The 14,345-nt window shown below is 58.8% G+C and carries 15 protein-coding genes; 1 reads left to right on the top strand and 14 read right to left on the bottom strand.

Going from position 1 to position 14,345, the window contains the following annotated elements:
• Window positions 1–28: 28 nt before the first annotated feature.
• On the top strand, window positions 29–178 hold the full coding sequence (locus DLM45_RS02255; protein WP_181335370.1) for a hypothetical protein: 150 nt from the start codon (window positions 29–31) through the stop codon (window positions 176–178).
• Here DLM45_RS02255 and DLM45_RS02260 read toward each other — a convergent pair.
• The 14 genes from DLM45_RS02260 to DLM45_RS02325 are packed head-to-tail and all read right to left on the bottom strand — an operon-like array spanning window position 175 to window position 14,314.
• On the bottom strand, window positions 175–2,430 hold the full coding sequence (locus DLM45_RS02260) for a hypothetical protein (RefSeq protein ID WP_181335371.1): 2,256 nt from the start codon (window positions 2,428–2,430) through the stop codon (window positions 175–177). The two genes, DLM45_RS02255 and DLM45_RS02260, sit on opposite strands and share 4 nt — an antisense overlap.
• The gene (locus tag DLM45_RS02265) at window positions 2,430–3,923 is read right to left on the bottom strand and encodes a hypothetical protein (RefSeq protein WP_181335372.1); all 1,494 of its coding nucleotides are present in this window, start codon (window positions 3,921–3,923) and stop codon (window positions 2,430–2,432) included. Before DLM45_RS02265 ends, DLM45_RS02260 begins: the two co-directional genes overlap by 1 nt.
• Before the next feature lie 3 nt (window positions 3,924–3,926).
• Window positions 3,927–4,550, bottom strand: coding sequence for a hypothetical protein (locus DLM45_RS02270; protein ID WP_181335373.1), 624 nt, complete (start codon window positions 4,548–4,550; stop codon window positions 3,927–3,929).
• A gap of 12 nt (window positions 4,551–4,562) precedes the next feature.
• Window positions 4,563–5,327, bottom strand: coding sequence for a LamG-like jellyroll fold domain-containing protein (locus DLM45_RS16740; protein ID WP_484496833.1), 765 nt, complete (start codon window positions 5,325–5,327; stop codon window positions 4,563–4,565).
• Entirely contained in the window at window positions 5,327–5,842 is a 516-nt protein-coding gene (locus tag DLM45_RS02280) for a hypothetical protein (RefSeq protein WP_181335375.1), read from the bottom strand. The genes DLM45_RS16740 and DLM45_RS02280 overlap by 1 nt, the downstream gene beginning before the upstream one ends.
• Window positions 5,842–7,263 carry a hypothetical protein gene (locus tag DLM45_RS02285; protein WP_181335376.1) on the bottom strand — a complete coding sequence of 474 codons (1,422 nt, stop codon included), beginning with the start codon at window positions 7,261–7,263 and terminating at the stop codon, window positions 5,842–5,844. The genes DLM45_RS02280 and DLM45_RS02285 overlap by 1 nt, the downstream gene beginning before the upstream one ends.
• On the bottom strand, window positions 7,260–7,808 hold the full coding sequence (locus DLM45_RS02290; protein WP_181335377.1) for a hypothetical protein: 549 nt from the start codon (window positions 7,806–7,808) through the stop codon (window positions 7,260–7,262). The genes DLM45_RS02285 and DLM45_RS02290 overlap by 4 nt, the downstream gene beginning before the upstream one ends.
• A complete protein-coding gene (locus tag DLM45_RS02295; protein WP_181335378.1) occupies window positions 7,792–8,112 on the bottom strand; it encodes a hypothetical protein in 321 nt (106 codons plus the stop codon). Before DLM45_RS02295 ends, DLM45_RS02290 begins: the two co-directional genes overlap by 17 nt.
• Complete coding sequence (locus tag DLM45_RS02300; protein WP_181335379.1) at window positions 8,112–9,335, bottom strand: P22 phage major capsid protein family protein; 1,224 nt, start codon at window positions 9,333–9,335, stop codon at window positions 8,112–8,114. Before DLM45_RS02300 ends, DLM45_RS02295 begins: the two co-directional genes overlap by 1 nt.
• A 30-nt stretch (window positions 9,336–9,365) precedes the next feature.
• Window positions 9,366–10,202 carry a hypothetical protein gene (locus DLM45_RS02305; RefSeq protein WP_181335380.1) on the bottom strand — a complete coding sequence of 279 codons (837 nt, stop codon included), beginning with the start codon at window positions 10,200–10,202 and terminating at the stop codon, window positions 9,366–9,368.
• A gap of 51 nt (window positions 10,203–10,253) precedes the next feature.
• A complete protein-coding gene (locus tag DLM45_RS02310; protein WP_181335381.1) occupies window positions 10,254–12,374 on the bottom strand; it encodes a portal protein in 2,121 nt (706 codons plus the stop codon).
• A complete protein-coding gene (locus DLM45_RS02315; RefSeq protein WP_181335382.1) occupies window positions 12,361–12,510 on the bottom strand; it encodes a hypothetical protein in 150 nt (49 codons plus the stop codon). The genes DLM45_RS02310 and DLM45_RS02315 overlap by 14 nt, the downstream gene beginning before the upstream one ends.
• Entirely contained in the window at window positions 12,510–14,087 is a 1,578-nt protein-coding gene (locus DLM45_RS02320; protein ID WP_181335383.1) for a terminase large subunit, read from the bottom strand. Before DLM45_RS02320 ends, DLM45_RS02315 begins: the two co-directional genes overlap by 1 nt.
• Window positions 14,084–14,314: a hypothetical protein gene (locus DLM45_RS02325; RefSeq protein ID WP_181335384.1), complete on the bottom strand. Its 231-nt coding sequence runs from the start codon at window positions 14,312–14,314 to the stop codon at window positions 14,084–14,086. The genes DLM45_RS02320 and DLM45_RS02325 overlap by 4 nt, the downstream gene beginning before the upstream one ends.
• Window positions 14,315–14,345: the final 31 nt, after the last annotated feature.

The following is a 14,345-nucleotide window of genomic DNA, read 5'->3' on the forward strand; positions in this document are numbered from 1 at the left end:
CGATCCAGAGCGCTGGAAGCCACTATTCATGTTCGTCTGTATGACGATCGGCATGGGTCTGCTGGGCGTGTTCGTTCGCTTCGCCACGTCCCCGGAGAACTGGCACTGGTACGCAGGCTTCTGGGTCGTAATGGGCGTGATTATCTGGAAGTTTTGGGACTATCGCCCGCCGGATTAACGCCTATGCTGATCTGCCTGCGCGCCACCGAGCACATACGGCGCAACATTCGGCCGAACAGGCCTTGCAGTTGACCGCACCGCCTGCTTCGCGGCTGCTGAATTCCAGGCGTTGCCGATACCCGTTCTCTCCAGCACCGCCCGCGCGGGCGTTCCAATGCCAAACGAGTCAATGATCCTAAGAATGCCTTCCTTGGCGAAAGATGCAGCGGTATAGCCTGATCCCGACGCATTTGGCGGCTTGTAAGACACCGTTTCCAGCGCCTTGAGCATCTGGGTGATCTGTCGCCGTTCTGGCTCGGTGTATAGCGTCTGCATTACGCTCGCCTGATTGTGGAGAGCCGATTTCAGATTACTTGCCATTGCGGTCGGGCCGAGAAGATCGCCGTTCTTCCCAGTCACGAGCCGCGACCAGTACGCAAGCCGAATATCGTTCCAAGCTTGCGTTGCGTGCTGAGGAGCGAACCGGTCTAGCGCGATTTTGACGTTGCGCAGCGCATGAACCGCCCCGGACGGAACATCGCGCGAACCGGGCGTACCGATGAGATTTTTAATGACGCTCTCGCCGCTATCTGCCTTGGCTCCATCGAGCGCTGCAATGATTCTGCGACCGGCGCCGGATCGCGTTCCATCAGCAGCGCGCGGCTCAAAAATCTGACGCACCTCTTTGGTAAAGGCCCGCGCTTTGACGAGTTGCATCGCGGCTGCGGGGTCACCCGCGAGAAGAGATTTGCTCGCCGCGTCCCCGATCCAATCGTTGAAGGCGTCGTATATCTTTCCTGCTTGGTATTTGTCGGCATCCGGTGCCGCTTCGACAAGCTCACCGAGCCTCCGCCGCATCTGGTCGACCGTCTGCACGGGCTTTAATTCGATGCCCCCGGCCGCATTCACCGGCGCTTTGCCTTCTGCGAACTCTCCGAGCACCTTTGCCATCGCTTCGCCTGTCGGCGTGAACGCCGTCTCGTCAGCGAGAGCCGCAGTGATGTTCGGGCGCAAGGTTTCGAGTGCTTCGGGAGTTGCTGCAAGGTTCTTGACGTTATCGTCCCAAAGTTTGGATTCCTGCTGCTTCGCACCTTGTCTGGCAGACTGCAACGCATCCTGCACGCTCTCGCCTAAAACGCCTGGTGCACGGTCGGCTTGTCCGCCGCCGATGACGCGATCGGGATTGATCCGTCCACCGATGCCCACAAAATGACTGCTGTCGTCACCAAATGCAGCGCGTTCGATCGCTTCTGACTGACGCTGATCAAAACCGCGCATCGTGTCCTGTGCACTCTCGCCGTAGAGACGGCGGCGCATCCCTTCCTCTTGCGTGAGGAGATACGGATCTTTCGTGATCTGCCCACGTGTTGCCGGAATATTGAACTGGGACAGACTGCCTTCGGTCGCCGCTTCTGCGGAATTACCCGATCTCGCAAGCGATTCCGAGAACGCCTTGGCGAAATCCGGTTCGATGTTGGTCGTGTCAATGCCCGCCGATTTTGCGACTTCCATCCCTTTCGGCGTCAGCTGACCGGTTGATCTATCGATTAGACCTGGGATGGTGACGAACCGGCGCCAAAGCGCGCCAGCGGCCGCACCAAGCACCGGCGCACCTGCACCGAACGCGGTCATCGCCCCAGCCTTGCCAAGTTCGACGAACTGATCCGATCCGAGTGGAATTTGCGCCACGTCACCTGCAACACTCGTAGTTCCCGCGCCGACGCCCTGGGAGATCGCCTGAATGCCAATACCGGCGCCGCGTGTAGCCGCGCCGATCGCACCCCCGACGAGCGCATACGGCAGTGTCCCGCGAATGGCGCGCGTCACGTCTTCGCTGTCCAGGCCAGGCTTATTCAGGTAGCCGCGTTGCTCTTGGCCATCCTCACCTTTAGTGACGAAGATGTCGTAACCGTTGGCGTCCTGCTCTCGACGGATGAATCGATCGCCAAGCTTCTTCTCAAACACATCGCCTAGTTGCGCGTCGGAAGCTCCAAGAAAACCTTCCCAACCGCCCGCCGCTTCGAGTTCGCCGGGGAATTGCTGGTAAACGGTCCCAAGATCTTTAAAGCGTTGATCCTGACGGCCCTGGATGTCTTGCTTCCGACGTCCCCACCATGTCGGTGCGTCAGGCGTCGCGTTGGGGTCGGCGGCTTTTGGGTCTACGGATGGCGATCCGAGCAACTGAGAAGAGTATTTGCCCGGTCGTGGCCCGTTCTGCTCCGACGCTTGATCGGCTACCGGGTTTAGTAGTGCATCCGAATATTTCCCCATCAGATGCCAAACTCCTTGGAGAGTTGCTTCTTCGTGGCGCGTTCCAACGACATCGGGTCAATCTTCGGGTTTTGCGCCTTCAACTTCTGCTCGATTTCATGCCCCCGTTTGTCGATCGCTGCAGGAACATCGTCGAGGCTGAGAAACTGCTCAGCGGTGTTTCTGTCGAACTTTAGACCGCGTGAACGCATGAAATTCATACGTGCCATGGCGGCCCGAGCAACACGCTCTCCGTTGTCGAGCTTCGACTGCAGAGTAATCGGATCGTCACCATCGAAAATCCCTTCGCCAGGATTCGGCTGAACGAGTTTTTGCCGCTGGAGTTCTTGCGCGGACACCGCCGTGCCGGACAATTCTTTCAAGAGCATGTTGAAGTTATTGTAAGCCGTCGATCTGTAGGCCGAATAATCTTTGAGCATCTGCGTCGTGCCCGCACCGAATGTCTTATCTGGATCGGCGCCAAGAAATGAACTCCACGATGCCCCAGACATTTTAAATTTACCCGCCAGAGTTTGAAATTCTGGCTTGAACCCTTTCCTTATGTCGCTCAGTCGTCCGAGTGTATTCGCTGCGCTAATAATGCCCTTGTCTAAGTCGGTCTCAGCCGGTTTAGCGAGTTGCCCTGGGCCGCCTGAACCTTCTTTCGCAAGATCAACGAGGATTTTTCCGAATGCTGCGCGCTTCGGGTTGAGGGACATCTGCGCGCCAAGTTGCATTGCATCGCGGCGCGACATTGGCCCCATTGGGGTATCGATTTCCTCATCGCCTCCGACCGCCTGATGTGGTTCTTGATCACCACCGTCGGATAGCGTGTCCCCGACAAGCTGAACGCCGGGCATCAGGCCAGACTGTGGCTGCGGAGATGGCGGCGGCGCTCCGATGGTGTTGTTGATATTCTGCAGTCTCGGTTGTTGCGGCGCGCCCTCAAAGCTTTGCTGCTGCATGTAGGGGACCGGAGGTGCGGGACGTGGTGCTTGTGATGGCGACTGCAAGCCGCGCATCCGATCTGCGATCATCGTGTCAATCGGATCGATTGGATCGCGGCGATTGTAATAGTCAATCTCCGCTTGCGTCTTCCGAAGACCGAGCTCCTTCTCTTGTTTGTCCAGCTGGTCTGTAAACTGTCCCGCCTGTGCCATCATCAACTTTGGGCCGGTAACTGGGTCTAGTTCTTCCGGTGTCAATCCATCGGTACCGTGTTTGGCGAGAACGGACTGCCACGCCGCGGCTCGCTGTGACCCCTGCATCTGTTCCACTGCACCCGCCTGTTTCCCGAATAGCTGCACGGCCTGCAGCTTGTCCTGCTTCTCATCCCGTCCATGCCGGTACTGCTGTTCTTGATCAGCCCGGTCGCTCTGCTTCTGCTGCAGCTCGAACTGCCGGTTGGCGTTGTTCTGCGCCGTGATGCTGTCGAGCGCATTGCCGATCGGTGAGAAGTTAATCGGGTTCGTGTTCGGCTGGTATGTCGGAAGGTTCGCGAAATAATTAGCCACGGCTCAGCCTCCCGCTTTCGGCATCGGGACATTGCCAATTGGGTTCACAAACTTCGCTGCGGTACCAAGGACGCCGAGCACGTTGTTAATTCCAGCATTTCGGGTGCTGGCGATGGCGTTCCCGTAGTTGATTGAATTGGCGGCTTTGGTGGCTCCATATCCGTAGGCGTTGTCACCTTGTGCCGTGCGGATGCCCGCCTTCTGTCCGGTCGCTCGGAACCCCTGCTCTCCAAGGTTGGCGTAACGATCAAGCCAATTGCCGTAGTTTTCTGTCAGCACGCGTTGACCGGCGAGCGCCGCAGCCCCACTGGCTCCCATGCCACGTGCATTCAGGTTCTTCAGGACGTTGTTGCTATCGAGCGCGAACTTTCCGCTCCAAAGCGGATCACTGGTGATCGTGCCCTGTGCTTCGGCGCGTGCGTCGTCGCCATTCAGCCCAAGCACGTTACCGTAGAACGTCGAGGCCTTGCCGCCCTGATCGACATAAGGATCGAACGAATCCGCTGCCTCGTCGTAATACCCCTGAGACGCGTTATAGCCTTTATCGAGCGCCGCATTGGCTTTGCTGTTCGCAGCGCTGATGTCTTTTCGCGATGATGCGCCAGTAAAGTCCGCAAAGAACCCCATGGGATGTCCTATTCAGTCAGAGGGAGAAGTAGGCGCGTCGACAAGAGAGCCGTTGACGCTGAAATTGCCGCCGAAGCCCTTGTTGCTGGCGAATGAAGACGCAGGACCAGAGAGATAGACCGCAGGCTGGGCGCCCGTTGGCAGGGAACCGTCGAGACCTAAAAAGACCGGCTTACCCAACCCGGTGCGGAATTTTGCGAGGTTCGCTGGGACCGTCAGATCGAGGTAGGTGGTTGTAAACCACAGCTCGGCAACATCGGCGTTGAGCCACGCCGGGAGGTTTGCGCCGCCGACGTTTCGACCAATGCGGGGCGTGTCACGCGCAAAGTTGATGCTGTTGCCGGAGGTAAACCCATTGGTGGCAACGCCGTCGATGAAGACCGTCGACTTGGAAGACCCATCGCCAGAAAAAGCCAGATGTCGCCACACCCCGTCATTCGTCGGAAGCGTGTTGACCGCGGAGACGCCACCAATAACTGTCGAGCCTCCACTATTCGTCACTGAAACGCGGAATCTATCCGTCGACGGTCCGTCTTGATAGAAATCGACAACCGGATTACCCCCGCCTGAGTTCTTAAGGCAGAATATCTGTTGCCCAGAGCCGCTCGGCGCCGCGCCATTGAATTTGACCCAACACGAAAACGTGCACTTATTCCCCGTTGGAACGCCACTCAAAGCCGACGTTCGCCCCACATACGTGGTTGCCCCGTCAAACCTCACCGCCCTGGCCTTGTACCTTGCGGCGCCAGCAATGATCGGGAATGCGCCGGGTATCATTATGTGGGATTATTCACGACGGCCGTGACGACGATATTGGATGCGTCATCAACAAAGTAAAAGAGATACGCCGTCTTACCGCTATCGATAGTGACCGGAAAAATAAGATCCGACGTGCTTTTGTAGTTCGAGCCGATACTGAGTGTTCGGTTCGCAGCGGAGGCCGTGACTTTGATGCATCCGCTCTGCCCCGTCTTGGCGTTCGATGGATTGCCGAGCGTTCGGTTGCCAGCAATCGAGACTGAGAAATTGAACCCGGTTGCCATGTCTACGGCAATCGTTGCGCCATCTGTTAAGGCGACATAGGCCGCAGCGTTCCACACCGTTGTCGGTGTCAGCGCGAGAAACCCCGCGGCTTTCCCTTGGTAGTCCGCTACCGACGCTTCGCCCGCTGCCGATTTCGCCGTCTGGACCGCATTCTGCTGCAGCGAACTAAGCCATTGATACGCCCGATCGCTCAGCGTTCCGTCTTCGGTCGTCATAGACCGGGGTGGTGGTGGCGGAAGAAGGACCATTATTCGCCGTCCTTCGTTACATCAGCCGCCATCGCATAAAGCGCACGGTCCACTTTTGCTGACCATGACAGCCGATAGACACGGCCATTCTCTGGTGCTTGCCCGAGACGGTGCGCCCGCACCCGCGTCAATGCTTTGCCCTGCGGTCCGAGCTTCAATGTCCGTTGAACGTGGAACGTCTCTCCGCCGTCGTGGCTCCATTCCAGCATGAGAGACGGATCGACATCCTGAGCAGCCCCTTGCCCGGTTCCAACGCCACGCTGCACGTCGATATAAAGCGCGTCATGCGTCAGCCGATAGGGGAACGCATGGACGGGCGGCAGCACCACGGACGAGACAAGCGGGTCGCCCGCATCGTCGGCGAACTGCGGCCCCATCTCGAACAGAGCACCCGTCGTCGCATCTCCCGCAATCAACCGATTGCCGAACTGCACAACGAACGACACCCGCCAGCAGGGACGGTTGTATGTCTTGCGCTGGTGCCACCGTTTCTGCCGGGTATCATAAACCCAGGTCCACTCGGGGCAGGTGATCTTGTAAAACGTATGTCCGCCCGAAACCCACGAGGTGGCATTGATCGTGCTGCCATCCTCAACTGTCTGGATGTCGCGCTCTACGTCAGGATCGGAGATGATCGACGGCGCGTCACCCGCGGCCAGCATGCGCACAGTGCGATCATGCGCGACCCAGGCAATCGTTCCGTCAATTGTTGCAACTGAGTTCGCGGCAAAGATGCCCATCGGGATGACGAACGAACGCTGATACGCAAAATCGCCCCCGCCGGTGTCCTGCCAAATTTCGACGGACTTTTCCCCGAATAAGAGGAACTGCCCTTGGATCGCAGCGATGCGCACGAGGGAATCGGGATCAGCATCCGCCGTTGCGAAATCCAACCTATCCCAGGCACTCGCATCGTCGATCGCGCCGATCTGCCATTTGTTTTGCGCGGTCGTGATACCGAAGTATCCGTCCGAGAACGCCAGCGTGATCGGAGACAGCAGGTCTGTATCCGTGACCTGGGTCAGCACGTCTGCACGGCAGTAATACATCAGTCCATCGCAGACGATGCCGATGTCGGTTGGAACGCGACGATTGCGCTCCATGAACACCGGAGCCGTCGTCGAAATGTTCATGGACCCAATCAAGGTCTGCACGCCGGTGTCCGTTACCTTGTAGAGACTGACACCGGCGACGACATAGAGCGCGCCGTCGAGGACGAGACCAGCCCGGCAACCCAGTCCGTCGGCAACGCTCTGCAACAGACAAAAGCCCTGCAGCCCATCTGATGCATAGATCGCTCGCTGGACCTTTCCTTCTTCCCCGATTTCCGAAACGTAGCAGTTGTTCAGCTGAGCCGAGCCCCCTTGCGGAAACTTGGCCTTGTTCGAACGAGTTGGGAGTTGCAGCGGGATCAGCGTCAACCGTCAACCCTCCGCCAGCACCATTCAACGGTTCCGTCGGTGATCGACGCCGCCGTCCCTGTCGGTCCACCGCTTGCCCCCGATGTGCCTGCGGTAATGCACTCGTAGATGCTGGCATCGTTGACCACGAAGGTGCGCAAGTCGTAGGCCGTAGACGCCTGCCAGGGCAGGTAATTCTCATTGCCGTTGCTCAAACGGCGATAGCGTGTGCTGACCAAAGCAGGATCGAACCGCGCTTCTGGCGTCGAGAGGAACGCTGCCTGGATCTGCGCCCAACCATTGCTTGCGTCGCGCGTCAGCACAGGGCCGGGCGTTTTGCCGTAGTCTTCCGCCATGCGCACCGCGAGCATGGCGGTGACACCGGCTTCAAACCGGGCATCGAGCGGAAGCACGTCATCCGTCAACCCTTCGGTTTCCCAACTCGCAATCATCGCGTTGAGCGCATCTGTTGCGTCCGCCACGTCCTCTGCCGTCGGCGTTTCCCCGGCACCGACAATGCGCAGACGCTTCAGCGCCTTGGTGGCAATCTCAGTTGCTGTCGCCATCGCTCACCGGCTCGTCGTCTTCTACCTTCTTCGCTTTGGCTTTCTTCTTGCTGGTGTCAGCTTCCGGCTCGTCCTTCCAAGGCGTTTGCGACCACCCTTCAGGAAACGGTGCACCGTCGGGCAGGTCAAACACCCGGAATTCGCAACGTTTGCCCTCCATCGTTTCGATGCAGGACAGGACCGAGTCATCGGCCGCCAACCGCCACAACATGCGTGCGTGTTGCATTGGGTTCTCCACAATGGTCGGGGACGGATCATCCGTCCCCGAACCGTTGATCAGGTTGTTGTTGCTGATGGCCCGCATCAGCCCGTGAGCCTCACAGCCAATTCGGGATAGATGCACTTCACCCCGTAGAGGATATCGAGACGGATGATGTCTCGATCGAGGTCGATGTCGTACTGCTTGATGACACGAGCTGAGAGGTTGTTGGCAGACTGCCGTGCCTTGAACGCAGCGCCATCCGGCAGATCGAGATCGGCCATGACAAGAGCAAACGCGTTCTTGTGGAAGCAGAGGTTCTGCGCATACGACGTTGACGCCGTGCCGGTGACCACCTGGATCGGCGCATCGTCTGCCGGGCCAGCCGTGACGTTCTGGTAAGGACCAGAGGTAACGATGGCCGGCGAGATCGTCAGAGCCGCCGGACCGGTCGACGCACCCGAGTTCACGTTCGCAAGAACGACGAACTGCTTTTTATATCCCAAGTCCTGATAGGTCTTGGGGTTGATGTCGTTGACACCCGTGATGGTGATGACATCGCCAGCCTTGAGAACACCCGTGACGCTGTTGGACCAGCCGTCGGTGTTCAGCGTCATTGAGTTGGCCTGCGGTGTCGCGTTCGCGTTCTGCGACGCGCCCTGAACCAGAGGGGTTCCGGCGAACGCGCCGACCGTGTGGTTGACGATCGAAGCGCTTTCGTAGGTCTCGAACCCGGCATACTTGCCAACGCGAACACGCTCCAATGCCGTCTGCGTCTTCTGCTGGGTGAACAGCGCCTTGAGGTCGTTGGCGACTTTCAAAGACGCAGCGGGATTGAGAACCGCATTCAACGTGTCCTGCGGAGCGGCGTGCTCGACGAGTTTCTGACGAGCGGCGCCCAGTTCAAGGAACGTCGACGGAACAGTGCCAGCGGTACCGGTCCACATCGGGACCTGATTGTAGAGCCCCATCAGCGAGCTTTCGACCTGCTGAGAGAGTTCGATCATCGCGGGCTTGATATAGCGTTCCGAGTAGTCCTCAACCGTCAGGGTCAAGTCCTTGGACGAGAAATCCCAAGAGACATGCTTCTGCTTGTCGACGACCAACGGCACGGTGCCCTCGAGCACGTCGGATGAGACGCGCGTCGCACCGTCCGAGGACCGGAATTTCACCGGCTTGCGGATAGAAACGGTGTCACCGACCTTGGTGAATTCCTTGGCGAAGTCGCGATGGACGAGCTGGCCCATCACGAGGTTGTTCTCGAGCTGCATCAACGCCTCTTTGGCGATGACGCTCGGGGTAATCAGGGTGTTGGAAGAAGCGGCCATTGTCTCAAAATCCTATGAGAAAGGCCAAGGTCACGACGCCTGTCCCATGCGGATCTTCTTGTAAGTTTCGTAGTCGGCCGTTGCGAGGTCGACTGCGGCACTCTTGGAAGAGCCGCCGGACACGGTTTGAACCGGTGCGGGTGCTTGGCTGATGCGTTTGGTTGGGGTGGCTTTGACGCCAGCAGCGAGCTTGCCGATCTCGATAAAGACGGTGGCATCGTCTGCACGGCAGAGGCGCGCGGCTTCGCGCGGATTCTTCAGCAAATGATACGCAACCAGCGCGCCGTTTTCGACGCGGGACAGAGCTTCTCCCATGGTCGGCGTAATGCTTGGCCCGCCGGCCGTATCCGGGAGAAAGATCTTGTCGATATCCGGGATGTGCTCCCGCATCTCTTCGACCTGCGCAGCAATGATCTGCTGCGTCGTCTGCGTTGACCGGGATTCGAGATCCCGTACTTTCGAAACCGTGTCCTCAAGCTTCTCGGCTTTGATCGCGCGCCGGATTGCTTCGGTCTGCTGACCTTCGAAATCGGCGGGGTCGATCTGGGACTTGGCGCTGAGCTGCTTTTGGAGTTCAGCCGCTTCGGCTCTTAAAGCCGCGACATCGCGCGCCGTGTCATGCTTCTGGCGCGTGAGTTCGTTGATCGTCGACTGCAGCTTTTCAACACGGGGATGCTTCGGCAGAAACTTGCCTTCGGTATCCCGCGGTTGTTCGGCTTTGCCGTCTTCGACTGATGGTTGAGCACCGTCCACCTGTTCGGCTGACTGTGCGTCGGTTTCGCTCGTGGCAGGCGCGTTGGCCTGAGCATTCGGGTCAACTACAGGCGTGGCGACAGCTTCCGCTGCCGGTTGGGTCGTCTCAGACATGTGGGGAAACTCCGGGATGTGGCGCGGCTAATCCGCGAAAGAACGCACGTCTTACTGCGAGGTTTTTGACGCCTCGGATTGGCTTGGCTCTGGCGTCATGAGTTGCTTCGCTTTCAGAGCGTTATCGAGATGCGCCGCGTCGAGACCGTTGAGCCGTTCGGCGTGATCCATCGGCGCACTATGCAGTTGTGACTGTTTGATCAGGTTTTCGAGGTACTCGCCCTTGATCTGAACCTTCGTCAGTTCGGTCTTGGCCTGTGTTTCTTCAACCTTGGCCTGTTCACCTGCGATCTGAAGCTGCGCCGCCTGCTGCTGCATTTGCTCGGCCATCTGCTGCGCCGGATCCGGTGGCGGTGGCGGTGCGTTCGGATCTTGCGTTGCCTGCTGGGGCAGCATCGCCTTGAGCCGTTTGGCCGCTTCCTGTGCGTCTGGGATATCCATGTTGCGAACGGCGATATCGGCCAGCAGCGGCGCGAGTTCGGGCGGCAAGGCTTTCATCAACTCAACAATGGCGTCGGCGGCTTCAAGGCGCTTCGATGCGTAACTCGGGCCGATCGTCACCCGCACGTCGAACCGTCCTTGGTTCAGGTCGTTGACGATGACGGGCTGGCCCTCGTTGTCATAGAGCGTCTTGTTGATCGGGATAAACTGTTCTGATCCGTCCTCTGCCAACATCCGAGCCGTGCGCTCGTTGTCGTAAATCTTCGGAATGAGATCAATCAGGACGCGACCGCACTGTTCGATCGAGCGTTGCAGGTTGTCCTGGTAGTGGAAGTTTGCCGTGTCGCCCTGGTTCTCACGGCGCCGAATGGCGACGCCGGAGGTTTCATTGCTGCGTGCGCCAAGGCTCGCATCATAGATGCCGGTCGTCGCCTTGATATCATCCGTCGCCATCTCGCCCTCTTGCCAAAGGGCCTGCGGCGGTTCGGGGGCGTTGATACGATCCGGCTTCATGCCCGGCGCCGTCGGGTCTGGCGTATAGCGGAGATAGGTGCGGTTCTTGGTGTTGAGCGAATCCCAGTCCGACTTGTGCTTCGCGATCATCGTGTCGGTGACGAGGTACGGGCTCTTCGGGCTGAGCGCGATGTGTTCCGCCGCAGCCGAGCGATAGAAGTTGTACAGCTGTTGTGGGTCGCGCGCATTGCGGAGAAGCCCGTGGCGGATCGTCGTCGTTTCTAGCGGGATCTCTGTTCCGATGACGGCAATGATCGGAATGTGATTGCCAGGCCATTTGTTCGGGCCGGACAGCACCTCCGATCCGGACACGAGGCTTTGCTCGATGCGATAGCCGTTGGCCTCCCGCTTCTGCACGATCGGACCGAACTGCATCTGCATCTGGTAGAGCCTGATCATGTCAAGCCCGGTGATGTCGGCGGTCGCCCCGCTTTCGAATGCCGCGATCGTCTTCTTCTGTGGCTTCTTGCACCAGTATTCCGCAATCAGCACATGGTCGTTCTGCGCCCAAAAGATGCTGCTGGACATGCCATTCGCGCTGTTGAAAGAGCGGATCGCGTCGACACTGATCGGCTGCGCATCAGGATATTTTTCCTCGAAGGTATCCTTCGGTATCATCTCGACGACGATGCACCACATAGCATCTGAGCGATCGGGCTTGACGGAAGCAGGGTCCCAATAGACCGAGAACGGATATGGGATCAGCTCGATCGCGACTTCCTGATCGAACCCGTCGTCTTCAATGTACTGGGTCGTGATGCGCCAGTGGCCGATACCGCAGGCGGCTGCGTGGTAAGCCGCCGTCGCATAGACGTGCTTGGCGCTCGACCGGTACTGAATATCGGAGATGATACCGTCATAGGTCTTCGCCAGCTGCGGATCGGTGTTGCCATCAACGGGCGTCGCTTTGATCACCGGTGCATTCTGGCGAATGTCATTGGTGACCTGGTGTAGGAACTGCGGGAGCTTGTTGACCGTCAGCATCGGCCGGTTGACGCGGGCCTGCTTGGCATATTCCGGCCATTGATCACCGGCGAGAAAGCGCATATCTGCGGCGCCCTCTTCACGGTTGCCCCTGTCGTGCGTATAGGCGCGCTCCAACCGCTTGCGCACGGTCCCAACGAGGTCTTCGGTGGGTTGCTTTGCCGTTTCAGTTGCCGGTCGATTGCCGGTCACTTGCGGCGGTTGCGCCGCTGGCATCGCGTTATCGTAGATCAAATGTGATCTCCACGCGGACGCGGGTCGCGTCGCTCTCGATGTCATGCGATTGCACAAGCCGTTCGATGCGGACGTTGCTTGCCTTCAGTTTTTCTAAGGCGTCGGTGATCGTGTCTTTGAGGCGTTGCTCGTCCATCACATCCCCATCCAGGCGCCTTCGCCGTAGCTGCGTTCGTTGTCTTCAACCGTTTCGCTGAGCAGGCTCATGTCGATGGCGAACGTCAGCGCCGCCGCATCTCCGAGATCGGGAGAGAACATCAGTCTATCGCGGATCTTGTCCTTTGGCTCGATGATCAACTGCCCCGATGAGTTGAATCGCGTCGCGCCGTTGCCGCGTTGTGGTGCACAGACATCGCCTTGAAACACATCTTCGTCCGGCACCTGCACACCAGCCGGGTCTTCGAAGAACTGCCGAAGTCCGTCCCACATTTCCGCGCGACGGTTGGCGTAAGCTTCGTGATCGAACGCGCGCGCGCCAAAGTTGACGCCCTCAACGAGATCGCCCAGCGTCTCACGCAAGCGGTCATAGAGCCCGGCCCCGAGGCCAGTGGTATCGACGACGACCTTCTTGAGACCGAGCGGGATGAGGCGTTTGACTTCCCGCTGAACCTCGCCCGCCGTTGCCATCAGATCGTTGTTGTCGACGCGGCGGCAAACGTGCTCACCCAGTCTGCGGCCTTGCCGTGTGATCATTCCGGTCTTGTCACCGCCGCCGCGCGCCGGATCGACGCCGAGTATAATCGGCCCATAGCCTTGCACGCTGTTCTTGCGGGCCTTCAACACCTTGACCGGCTCGATGAACGCGAGATCGCCCGCGGTCTGGAAAGCTTCCTCGGCTGTCGCCGGGTATTCCTGTTTGAACTTCCAGCACGGCTCGTCGGGAGAACCACCGGCGATTGTCGCCATGTCCCGGTTCTTGAGCCATGCCCAATAGGTTTGCGACCGTTCGAGACCGTGTGCGTCCTCGTATTCGAGAAACGCCATCGGGGGCTCCCAGCCGTCCGGCGGAGTGGCGCTGTATTCTTCATGCCAGAACCACGGAATGAAGATCGCCTCGTATTCGCTATCGCCGCGCTCTGCGGCCTTCCATTGCGAATAGAAGCTGTTGCCTATGCCGTTAGCGGTGCTCTCGCGAATGTCCTCCGTCTCAGGCGCGTTCGCGATCGCTTGCCCGATACCAGCTGAGTGGTTCTCGGCGTTGGGCCAGAAGGCAACCTCGGAGCCGTGGAACAACTGGATCGTCTCTGAGCGCCCAACCTCAGCACTGCCGGCCGTCGCGACCTTGTAGCCGCTGTCCAGCTTAGCGAACGAAAGTTCCTTGGCGTTCGCTTTGCCGGTTTCGGGTCGGACAAGATCGGGGCAGCTCTCATGAAAACGGCGTGCCATCCCAAACAGATTGTCTGAGGCTGTGTCGAGATGCGTGAGGATGAACGCGCGTACGCCGAACTTATGAGTGATCTTCCAATAGAAGCGCCCGCCGATGTAGGTGGATATTCCAACCTGGCGCCCTTTGAGGACGAGAGCACGGACCTTGCCCTTTTCTCGCAACTGTTTTTCGAGACGCTCATGCAGATAGCGCTGCGAGCGGTTGAGTTGGAAGGCGTTGACATCTCCCGCCTTGGTACGAATGCGCAGGCACTTTGTAGCGTAGTGAGCGAAATCATCCTTGAGCTTCTGCCGTATGGCGCGCTCGCGGTCAGAGAGCGTGCTCACTCAAGATCCCGCAGGGCTTCTTCGTGGTGGTGATGGAGGTTCATGGAGCCTTCCACACTCTGCAAATCAGGGATTGTTTTCTTCAAAAGACCAAGCGCTGCAGTGACTTGCGTTTTCTTCACGTCAGTCCCGTTAAACACATGCATCTGCAAGAAGTTTATGAGCTGACTTGCCTGGATTTTTGCGCGCACATCTTCGGTGTGTCTGACCTTCTTTCGAGCGGCCATATTCGTCGTCCTGTCGTGGCGTGGTTGCCCA

The sequence above is a fragment of the Hyphomicrobium methylovorum genome (assembly GCF_013626205.1).
Lineage (GTDB): Bacteria > Pseudomonadota > Alphaproteobacteria > Rhizobiales > Hyphomicrobiaceae > Hyphomicrobium_B > Hyphomicrobium_B methylovorum.

Bases quoted from the DNA above. Each gene is read 5' to 3' on its own strand.
- DLM45_RS02260 (WP_181335371.1), bottom strand. From the start codon at position 2,430: ATGGGGAAATATTCGGATGCACTACTAAACCCGGTAGCCGATCAAGCG.
- DLM45_RS02305 (WP_181335380.1), bottom strand. From the start codon at position 10,202: ATGTCTGAGACGACCCAACCGGCAGCGGAAGCTGTCGCCACGCCTGTA.
- DLM45_RS02315 (WP_181335382.1), bottom strand. From the start codon at position 12,510: ATGGACGAGCAACGCCTCAAAGACACGATCACCGACGCCTTAGAAAAA.
- DLM45_RS02270 (WP_181335373.1), bottom strand. From the start codon at position 4,550: ATGGGGTTCTTTGCGGACTTTACTGGCGCATCATCGCGAAAAGACATC.
- DLM45_RS02325 (WP_181335384.1), bottom strand. From the start codon at position 14,314: ATGGCCGCTCGAAAGAAGGTCAGACACACCGAAGATGTGCGCGCAAAA.
- DLM45_RS02290 (WP_181335377.1), bottom strand. From the start codon at position 7,808: ATGGCGACAGCAACTGAGATTGCCACCAAGGCGCTGAAGCGTCTGCGC.
- DLM45_RS02295 (WP_181335378.1), bottom strand. From the start codon at position 8,112: ATGCGGGCCATCAGCAACAACAACCTGATCAACGGTTCGGGGACGGAT.
- DLM45_RS02255 (WP_181335370.1), top strand. From the start codon at position 29: ATGTTCGTCTGTATGACGATCGGCATGGGTCTGCTGGGCGTGTTCGTT.
- DLM45_RS02300 (WP_181335379.1), bottom strand. From the start codon at position 9,335: ATGGCCGCTTCTTCCAACACCCTGATTACCCCGAGCGTCATCGCCAAA.
- DLM45_RS16740 (WP_484496833.1), bottom strand. From the start codon at position 5,327: ATGATACCCGGCGCATTCCCGATCATTGCTGGCGCCGCAAGGTACAAG.
- DLM45_RS02280 (WP_181335375.1), bottom strand. From the start codon at position 5,842: ATGGTCCTTCTTCCGCCACCACCACCCCGGTCTATGACGACCGAAGAC.